11 protein-coding genes are annotated in these 9,496 nt (G+C 55.3%); 1 reads left to right on the top strand and 10 read right to left on the bottom strand.

Translation table 11 applies throughout. The annotated features are described in order from the left end of the window. The first annotated feature begins 48 nt into the window (after nucleotides 1-48). Nucleotides 49-759: a sulfatase-like hydrolase/transferase gene (locus tag RMSM_RS09850; RefSeq protein ID WP_008694924.1), complete on the top strand. Its 711-nt coding sequence runs from the start codon at nucleotides 49-51 to the stop codon at nucleotides 757-759. Between the two features lie 48 nt (nucleotides 760-807). Here the strand turns inward: RMSM_RS09850 and RMSM_RS09845 are convergent, their stop codons facing one another. From RMSM_RS09845 to RMSM_RS09800, 10 genes are all read right to left on the bottom strand, one after another. After that, nucleotides 808-2,121 (bottom strand): outer membrane protein assembly factor BamB family protein, encoded by a 1,314-nt coding sequence (locus RMSM_RS09845; protein ID WP_008694922.1) that lies wholly within the window; start codon nucleotides 2,119-2,121, stop codon nucleotides 808-810. Between the two features lie 50 nt (nucleotides 2,122-2,171). Continuing rightward, nucleotides 2,172-2,615, bottom strand: a complete 444-nt coding sequence (locus RMSM_RS09840) for a hypothetical protein (RefSeq protein WP_144057529.1) — start codon at nucleotides 2,613-2,615, stop codon at nucleotides 2,172-2,174. Between the two features lie 178 nt (nucleotides 2,616-2,793). Next, the gene (locus tag RMSM_RS09835; RefSeq protein WP_008694918.1) at nucleotides 2,794-3,549 is read right to left on the bottom strand and encodes a hypothetical protein; all 756 of its coding nucleotides are present in this window, start codon (nucleotides 3,547-3,549) and stop codon (nucleotides 2,794-2,796) included. A gap of 122 nt (nucleotides 3,550-3,671) precedes the next feature. Beyond that, on the bottom strand, nucleotides 3,672-4,298 hold the full coding sequence (locus RMSM_RS42480) for a CAP domain-containing protein (protein WP_236622072.1): 627 nt from the start codon (nucleotides 4,296-4,298) through the stop codon (nucleotides 3,672-3,674). 309 nt (nucleotides 4,299-4,607) lie between these two features. Further along, nucleotides 4,608-5,102: a hypothetical protein gene (locus RMSM_RS36645; RefSeq protein WP_008694914.1), complete on the bottom strand. Its 495-nt coding sequence runs from the start codon at nucleotides 5,100-5,102 to the stop codon at nucleotides 4,608-4,610. Next, nucleotides 5,099-5,728 carry an imidazole glycerol phosphate synthase subunit HisH gene (gene hisH, locus RMSM_RS09820; protein WP_008694912.1) on the bottom strand — a complete coding sequence of 210 codons (630 nt, stop codon included), beginning with the start codon at nucleotides 5,726-5,728 and terminating at the stop codon, nucleotides 5,099-5,101. The genes RMSM_RS36645 and hisH overlap by 4 nt, the downstream gene beginning before the upstream one ends. Before the next feature lie 108 nt (nucleotides 5,729-5,836). Further along, nucleotides 5,837-6,979, bottom strand: a complete 1,143-nt coding sequence (locus RMSM_RS09815; protein WP_008694910.1) for an iron-containing alcohol dehydrogenase — start codon at nucleotides 6,977-6,979, stop codon at nucleotides 5,837-5,839. Between the two features lie 239 nt (nucleotides 6,980-7,218). Then, nucleotides 7,219-7,572 (bottom strand): VOC family protein, encoded by a 354-nt coding sequence (locus RMSM_RS09810; RefSeq protein ID WP_008694907.1) that lies wholly within the window; start codon nucleotides 7,570-7,572, stop codon nucleotides 7,219-7,221. Nucleotides 7,573-7,589: 17 nt separating this feature from the next. After that, nucleotides 7,590-8,567 (bottom strand): aldo/keto reductase, encoded by a 978-nt coding sequence (locus RMSM_RS09805; protein WP_008694904.1) that lies wholly within the window; start codon nucleotides 8,565-8,567, stop codon nucleotides 7,590-7,592. 439 nt (nucleotides 8,568-9,006) lie between these two features. Continuing rightward, a partial coding sequence (locus tag RMSM_RS09800; RefSeq protein ID WP_144057528.1) for a hypothetical protein occupies nucleotides 9,007-9,496 on the bottom strand: 490 nt, incomplete at its 5' end.

Below are 9,496 nucleotides of genomic sequence, written 5' to 3'. Positions count from 1 at the left end.
CACCTCACACACCGATCGTTCCTGTGCGCCGTACAGGACGCCANCGGGATGAATCCGTATGCCGACTTTGTTATGCAGGTCGATGCTCATATGGGGCAACTATTTGCCGCGATTAAAAAAGCCGGGCTTGACGAGAACACGCTGGTGATTTTTACCAGTGACAATGGATGTTCCCCCGAGGCCAACTTCGCGGTTTTAAAAGAGCATGACCATCACCCCAGCGGCAAGTATCGCGGCCATAAAGCCGATATCTACGAAGGCGGCCATCGGGTTCCCTTTATCGCCCGTTGGCCAGAGCGTATTAAGGGAGGTCGTACCACTGACGCACTGACGTGTTTGACCGATGTGTATGCGACACTCGAAGCGATTACGGGACAAGAAAAGAAGGCACTTGGTGGCGAAGACGGCTATAGCTTGTTGCCGGTATTCGAGGGAGCCGAGACTTCCGGGCGTCGCACCCTAATCAGTCATTCGATCGGCGGATTTTTTGCCATTCGCGAGGGATCATGGAAGCTTAGTTTGTCCGGCGGCAGTGGCGGATGGAGCGCCCCGAATGAAGCTGCAGCTAAAAAACAAGGCTTGCCGCCGATGCAGTTGTTTGACCTCGACGCGGATCCGGGTGAACGGAACAATCTGGTAGCCGAGCATCCTGAGAAAGTACAGACGCTGCTGCGTTTGTTAGAACAGGATGTTCGCAACGGACGCTGCACGCCCGGCGAACCGGTCGCCAACGACCGCGACGTCGCGTTCCTCCCCTAAAATAGGTGTCGGACACCTTTTGACAATGTGGGCAATGTGGAGCTGCGTTTAACGCACGCAGATCATGGCGTTGCCGACACGTAATAGAAAGGCGTCGTCGGTGACGGCGACGCCGTACAACGTCGGTTTGCTAAACATCGCCGCGGCACGCTGACGCTCTTCGGATGATTCTTCGCCTAGCTTCGCTTCCGCTGGCAAGGTGTCGTCGTTCCAAGTGGTATTCTCGGCCAAGATTTTAAATTCGCGGCCGGCAGCCAAGACGGTAACTAATCCGTCTTTGCCAAAGAAATAAACTCGGTTCCCAACGCCAACGGGAGTCGCCCAGCTCGATTGTTTGATTCGCTCGGTGTAGACCTCTTCGCCCGTGGTGACGTCGAAACAATAAATAACGCCCGAACGGTTGACCCAGTACGCCAATCCTTGATGAACGATCGGCGAGGCCCATGTGGGCGTCGCTTTGGAGGCGGTCCATTGTCGGGTAGCAGTCCACGTGTCGCCATCGCGTGTGACTTGCATCAAGCCATTGGAATCGGCAGCCGATCCCGCGTTCTCGCCGTTGCGTCCTGGTGAAGCGCCGATCAGAAAGCGTCCGCCACCAATGTCGATCGGCGTGGTCGACGTGTTACCACCGACATCTTCGAATGACCACAGCAATTTTCCGGTTTGGGGATCGTAACCGTCAACGGTCCCAGCAGAACTGACAACAACTTGAGGTTCTCCTTCAACTTCGATGATCGCCGGTGAGCTCCAGCTGCGCCGTGGTTCTCGCGAAGTTTTCCACAGCGTTTTCCCGGTTTGTTTGTCGAGTGCTAGCAGACCGCTCGGCCCATCGTGTTCCAGCAACACAAACAGCGTCGAGTCGGTCTGGCAGGGTGATGCTCCCAAACCGAACTCCGCAATAAAAGGACCTTCGTCTTTCGCCAGCGTTCGTGTCCACAATTTGTTGCCGGCGTGGTCGTATGCAACACAATCACCACTTTCAAAAAACGCGATCACGCGATGTTCATCGACCACCGGCGTGGGGGCGGCCCGGCTGATGTAATAGCTGTTCTTTTCTGGAGCCGAGTTTTTGATCTGTTTGTGCCACCGTTCGCTTCCGTCGACGGTGTTCAGACAGACGATGTGGTAGGTGTCTTTTTCAGGACCTTCGACACTTGTGACAAATGCTCGGTTTTCCCAGACGACAGGGCTTGATTGACCATGGCCAGGGATCGGTGATAGCCAGGCGACGTTTTCACTGGGCGACCAAGACAGCGGCAATGTGCTCGCGTCACGTGGTCCCGCCCCCGCACCGAGAAACGCGGGCCAGGCGTCGGGCGTGCCGGCAGCAAGTCCAATCCAAACTGCAAAGAAGTAAATCATGGTGAATTCGTGTCAAGAGAGTGGGAAGAGTTCAAGGTGGGGATAGAACGTCATTTGGCTTCGTCGGCCTGAGCGTACTCGACGTCAATCACAACATTGTTCGTGGCGGGCTGAATGTCGATCACGATATCCGATGTGTTGAAGTCGCGATATTTGGGATGCAAAATCGATTTGGGCAAAAGTCCCGGCCGCTCGACTCCGGTACCAATGACCGAGTCTGCGATCACGACCACGCGGTGGCGACCCGCGACTGCACCATCATCGATCTGGTAGGTGCCAAGAAAGAAACTGCCATCGGGTGCGATCTCGCCGGTGGCCGTGACGGGGTTTTGGACTCCTGAAATTTCAAATTCGATCGTCCCCTCGCGAAGCAACTTGCCATCGGGAAAGCGGACGACTCCATAGACCGGATAAGTCGTGACTTCGCCCGACGAGCAACCGGTAAGTGAGAATACCGCCAATGGCAGCAAGAGACATACAGCACGCAACATCATCGTTAGATTCCATGAACGCGGCGGGAAGCTTTTTTCCTAGACAGATTGTGCATGTTTAGCGTAGCGGATGTCGTCAGGACTTTCGATCCACTGCGAGTGTCCCCGGAACTCACGCATGATTTTCGCTACGAATTGCTTCGCCGTGTTGCGACGTATTGCTCGTGATCCTGACCGATCTTTAGCGGTCGAGTAGCATCAACCAGGAAAATCGCAGGTCCTCTCGATGTTTTTCGATTTCTCGATTTAGCTTCGTCACGATTTGATCGTTCTGATTTTCGATAAACCGTTGGACAATGATTTCTTGCATGATCTCGCCCCAGGCTTCGGCTGCGTCACCCCCAATTCTACTGACGCGGTCGATCTCGAAGGAGGCCAGTGTCAACTTGGCGCCTTCGATCATTGGTTGTGCCACAACCGCGGGAGGGATCTCGCTGTAATCCAAATACAGTCCGATCGTTGAGGTCAATTGCAGCTGCACTCGCAGATGCCCGGTCACCGTGACGCTGTAAAGTTTTATACCGAGATTCCAACGTTCCACCTTGGCAGTGAATTGCATCGGTGTTTCGGTGACCGAATCGATCCGCCATCGATCTTCGTCTGTCAGCGTTGCTGAATTGATTTTCGTCGTGGCGGCATCCGGTGCGTTTACTTGGGGCAGCTTGATTTCATAGCGAATCCATCGTCCGTGGTTCACTTGTTTGAAACGTCGATGCGTTTTTAGTTTCAATCCATCGAATTTGGCTCGGATACCCGCCCATACCTTCCTTGTTTCGCCCCAGTCTTTGTCGCCCGTATAGACGGGTGGGACTTCTTGCATCGCTCGTGTGGCAAGCCACTGTAACGATTCTTTGGCTTGTGCTTCGGAAACCGAGACACGATGGGGGGCGACGGTTTGTTGAGTAACGGTTTGTTGTGCAGCGGCTACGCCGGCCATCCCATTCGCAAGCAGAGTGATGATCAGAGCGATCAGCCCTCGTCCAAGTCGCGGTCCCTGCGGCTTGGAGCGGACATTTAGCCGACTTGCCGGCCCAAAGTGGCTAGCAAGCGGAGTGCGCGTTAGCGATAGACGACACAGAAATAGACGCCATCGCGACCGGTGGCCATCGCGGCTCCCGCAACTCGCATGCGTGGATCGTTTGTAAAGCAAGCCGATACTCCTGAGGGCGAATAGGAACTCGACCATCCTACCCCTTCGTACCTGCCGGGGGCGAACGATCCCGGCGGATGATTCTTCAGACCTTGTGAGGCCATGAGTGCGGCACGCCGCTCGGCGACCGCTTGCAATTGCGGATCAAAACCGAGCGATCCAATTCCGTTGCGAGCCCGCTGGGCGTTCAGCGTCGCCAGCACGTTGGAGGTTCCACCGCTGGGTTGCATCGTCGATGTAGGGATCGTACCGGAATACGATTGCCCGGGCACAGATTGAAATTGTGCCGATGGAATTTCAGCGGGCTGGATTTGGCCCTGTACAGATTGGCCCTGTACCGATTGGATTCCCGTGGGGGTGGTCCACGAAGTTTGTGTAACCGACGCTGGTGGGGCGGTGTGCGAATGCACTTTTCCGCATTTGGGACAAACGTACTGGTTGGACGAAAGTACCACGGTGTTGGCGGACGCATTGGTTGCCAAGACGGCACTCGATGTGATCAGTCCAGCCAATGCCACAAACATCATTCGAAGCATACTACTTCCCTTTTTTACGAACCAAGAACTTTCAATGGACGAGAGTCGTTGGCAGAACGAGAAGTGGCACGGTCTTGGTGTTCGATACGAGCGTGCCCTGAATCTCAGCCAATCAACGAGCCAACGAAAATGCAAACTTTGCCGATTAGGCGAAAGGGGGGCGTAGGGCTGCAGGGGCGAGTTTCACCAGAGTTTTATGTCCACAAAAACGCTAAATCGACTACCACCAATGATTTACGCCAGCGAGATGCGGCGGAGAATTCACGCGGCACTATAGGGGGAACGCGCAAGATAGGCGGAAATCGCGTGCTAGCATCCTTTGATGCTGTAGGTCCAGCGGAGGGTGCCGGCTGAGTCTGCTGAAGTGGGGCGGATTTGCGTTCGCTCGCCGTCGATGCTCAGCTCGGATCCTTCGCCCGCTTCGATTTTGAACCGTGGATTTGCGTGGTAGGTGCTGCCAAGAAACTCGGGCGTTTGTTTGCAGCGGCAGGCGAAATCGAAGAATAGCGTTGGCTGCTCAGCCGATTCCTGCCAATGCACGCTAACGCTCCAGTGGCTGACGCCAGCCGATCCGACACCCAGCAACGCATCGCCGACGGGCAGTGATTCGAGCGAAAGTTGTTGGATGGGCGGCGAACATGGCCACGCTTGGTCGGCGGTTCCATTGACGCTGGCCATTGTGGGGATTTCGTCGCTAGCGGGTTCCTCGCCGAGGATCTGGTGGACAAAGCGGTCTTCGCACCAACGGAATTCGACTCGTAGCGAGCCATCGGGGGACGCCAGGACAAGTTGAGCGGTGGTCACGCTGTCACCTCGTTGCCCGTCGACAAGTTGGAAAAGGCCGACAATAGCTTTAGCCCATCCGCTTGGCTCTTTTCTGGGTGAAATTGCGTCGCGAACAGGTTGTCTCGCCACACCATCGCACAGAACGGGCCGCCGTAATCGCACGTCAACGCCACGACCGAGGGATCCGCCGGCCGAACATAATACGAGTGAACGAAATAGAAATGGGCTTCCGGACGGATGTCTTTCAACAGCGGCGGTTCGGTTTGGTGTGTGACCGTGTTCCAGCCCATGTGAGGCACTTTGAAGGAATGGGGTAGCTCAAATCGCACCACATCACCCTTTAAAACGCCTAACCCTTCGTGTTCGCCGTGTTCGAAACCGCGTTCAAACAGCAATTGCAGCCCAAGGCAGATGCCGAGAAACGGCTTTCCCGAGTCGATGAAATCGCGGATCGGACCAGCCAAATCGCGGCGGCGGATCTCGGTCATCGCGTCCCCGAACGCCCCGACGCCCGGCAGGATCAACTTCTCTGCCTCGGCGATTTCACGAGGATCAGAACTGATGCGTGCTGAGCCACCAACGCGTTCGATTCCCTTTTGAACGCTGCGGAGGTTTCCCATCTGATAGTCAACAATGGTGATCATCGTGGTACAGGCAATGGCTTTTGGAAGAAATGTGAAAGAACCGTGCGAAAATAGGCGTGCTCGACAATATCGGTGAGGACCTATTTTCGCAACCTGTGGTTCGCATTGCTAAGCCACATCGTGATAGAGCGCCCGTGCTTTTGCGGGATCCAGCGGCACCGGGTTGAACGTCCCGGTCCACTGCTGGAGCGCTTCTTCGGCCAACGCTTCGATCTCGGATGATGGGATCGAGAGTTGTTCAAATGAGGTCGCCAATCCAGCGTCGCGAAGCCACTCGGTGACCGTGTCGGCCAACCGGGCAGGAGCATTTTCGCTCGAGGCGGTTGGGTCGATTTCTCGCAGCAATTCCGCATACCAATCCGGATGATCCAGTCCGTTGAGCCGAATCACCGCAGGCAACATCAATCCGACGGCTTGCCCATGCGTGATGCCGTGCCGCGCGGTCAATGGATTGGCGGTCGCGTGGGCGGCGCCAAGCATCGAAGTTTCGATCGCCATGCCGGCAAAGTGGGCGCCGAGCTGCATCTGGCTGCGAGCTTCGCGATCATTCGGATCGGCCAAAACCCGCGAAAAACCTTGAGCTAACAATCCAAATGCACGTCGTGAATAGGTCGTCGACATCGGATTGCGACGTTTGGTGACATAGGTTTCAATCGCGTGCGAAATCGCATCGATCCCTGTCAATGCGGTGACCGATCGTGGTTGAGTCATCGTCAGATCGGGATCCAGAATTGCGACCCGGCAAGCTGCTCGAGGGTCGCCGCAAGGCATTTTGACATGCGTTTTGGCGTCGCTGATCAAGGCAAACGATTGCGCCTCGCTGCCGGTTCCCGACGTCGTCGGGATGGCGATCATCGGCAACAAATCGGTGGTCGCTCGACCGACCCCTTGGTAATCGTGAATCGTCCCACCGCAAGAATACACAAAATTGATGCCTTTGCAGCAATCCATGCTGCTGCCACCGCCCAGGCCAATTAGCAGGTCCGGTTTGACCTTGGCCGCGTGGCGGACTCCCGCGTCGACCATGTCCGAGGTGGGGTTTTCAGCGAAATCGTGAAACGACTCGACCTTCAAACCATTAGCGGTCAGTGACTCGACCGCGTGTTCGAAATGGCCTGCTTTGATCAATCCAGCGTCGCTGACGACCATCACGCTCTTAGGGCGAAATTCGCTCGCTAATTCGCCGAGTCGCGAGAGCGTTCCTGCGCCAAAAACCACACGCGTTCGGCTTTGGGTGTCAAAAGGCTGCATTGCAGGCTCGAAAATGAGGTGGTGGGACGGCAAAAAGGTGGGCTTGTCGGTCGCAAATCGAACGTTCAACCGTGTTTACATCATATCTTGGTGACCCAGCAAGGGAACCTGCACGGTGATGTTTCAATGACGCCGCAATCGCCGCCTCTTCAAAAATGGACAAAACCTCACTCGATCCACCCACGTTGTTTTAAACCGTCAAAATGCCGAGTGGTTTCGCCTCATTGAGTCGCACGCCGCTATTGATCCGACCATACGGCAAATTCGTTGCCGCTTGGTTCGGTGAACTGGAATCGCCGTCCGCCGGGAAACGAAAAGATCGGCTTGATAATGGTCCCGCCAGCCGACTCGACCTTCTTCTGCGTTTCTTCGAGCTTCTGGCTATAGAAAACCAGCAGCGCCGATCCAGTGGCGGTCGTGGCGGCTTGATCGGATTGAAAGAAGCCGCCGTCGAGTCCTTCGTCGGCAAACGCACTGTACTGGGGGCCGTAATCTACGAACGTCCAACCAAACGCATCCTGAAAGAACGATTTAGTGGCTGCTAAGTCTTTGCAGGGAAATTCGACATAGTTCAGTTTTTCATGCGGGGGCATCGTTGTTGTCTCCGGTGCTATTCGTAGATTGGGAAAAACGTATTAAACGCGGCTTCACAAAAATCGCCCGGATCATTGAACCGTCGATGGCGGTCCATTTTATCGATCGTTTTCATTTCCTCGTCGCTCAACTGGAAATCGAACAGTGAGATGTTTTCTTTCAGTCGCTCGGTCTTCGATGTTTTGGGCACGATCGCCGTGCCACGCTGGATGCCCCAACGCAGCACGATCTGCGCGGCGGTACGATTGTGATGGGACGCGATCTCTTTGATTTTCGCTTGCTCGATCACGGCTTCCCCCGACTCGGCCATGTTCAGCTGAAAATACGACTGAGCTCCGAGCGGTGAAAACGCGGTCACTGCGATCTCAGACTCACGGCAAAACCGCAGCAATTTTTGCTGAGTCAAATACGGATGCAATTCAACTTGCAGCATTGCCGGCGGCGTATCGCTTTGATTCATCAAGTCTCGCAGCAGTGCTACGCTGAAATTGCAAACACCGATCTCGCGAACCAAGCCTGCCGAAACTAATTCGGTCATCGCTTGCCATGTTTCGATCAGCGGGACATGGTCCGGTTCCATCTTTGGCGACGCCGCGTTCGGGTCGGCGAACCATCCCGGTGGATAGTGTTGATCGAACGGCACGAATTTTTGCGAGATCGGAAAGTGGATGAGATACAAGTCGAGGTAGTCGAGTTGCAAATCGGCGAGCGTCTTTTCCAGCGCGGGCCGCACGTGTTCGGGGCGATGGTAGGTGTTCCACAATTTGGATGTGATCCAAAGATCGTCTCGCGTGACTTTGCCATCGCGGAGTGCTTGATTCAGTCCATTGCCTGCTTGGACTTCGTTGCCGTAGTCACAAGCGGAATCGAAATGTCGATAGCCACAATCGATTGCCGATTGCACGACATTGGCCGTTTCGACTTGGTCGATTTTCCAGAGTCCGAGTCCGACGGTGGGAATGGTACACCCGCTTTTTAATTGGATCGATTCCATGATGGTTTCGCAAGTTCGCCTGTCTGTGCGTCAAGATGCTGGTGGAGTGGTTTGGATAATCTAGCGGAGGCTTGCAGAGTAATCCACTGTCTTTATTCCTCCTCAAACAAAGCCTACGCTTGTTTAAGGACGAGATGAGGCGGGAGCTGAGTGATTTGCAATGGGATTCGAGCGAGGCAGTGGAGCGTGTAAGAAAGCAATATGACCAAAAGACGGCACTCTTCATGGGGACGGAGCATTTTTCCGAGGTGGTGTCGGTTGATACCGTGGGGCTAGTCCAGGAGTTCTAGCGGGTTCTCGGACGATTGCCGTATCAAAACGTTGCCGACCGCGGGTCATTTCGCCGAAACTAGGTTTCATTGCGACTAAGCGTGCGCAAGTTCATCTATCGGCGACACGTCACCACGCTCAACACCTGAAAAGAATAGATGCTCCTAAGCTAATCCGCTTGGGTGAGTAGCTCTCGCGCTCGTCGCCGCAAATGATAGCGGCGGTGGGTGCGGTGGCTGCGCAGCGGATCAACACACTCGGGGCGTCCGGCGACCGTGCAAAACAACCGGCCAAAGTCGCTAACCAATTCGCACCAGGTCTTGGTGTCCAAGCCCAGTCGCTTGAGCACCGGTGGTAGGTCTGCCGGTGTCTTGCCTCGCTTGCCAGGTGCAATCTGGCGAGCGGTCCAGTCGAGTGTCTCCAGGTAATCTTCGAGTGACATCGGTAGAAAACCTTTGTCGCTGCAGCGTTTGCCCGTCTGGCTAACGCAGGGGCCAATCTCACCAGACCGCTCATCGATCGCAACCGGCGACAAGAAATTGTCGCGTCGTTTTTCCACTGGAACGCCTTCGTCTCGATCGGCGGTGATTGACTCAATCCGCCGTTGAACCGAGGTGTGATTGCTCTGTTCGAGCGTTTCGGCCATCGCAGCTCGAATT

This window comes from Rhodopirellula maiorica SM1 (assembly GCF_000346295.1).
Classification (GTDB): Bacteria; Planctomycetota; Planctomycetia; order Pirellulales; family Pirellulaceae; genus Novipirellula; species Novipirellula maiorica.
This window is presented reverse-complemented; position numbering and strand designations above follow the sequence as displayed.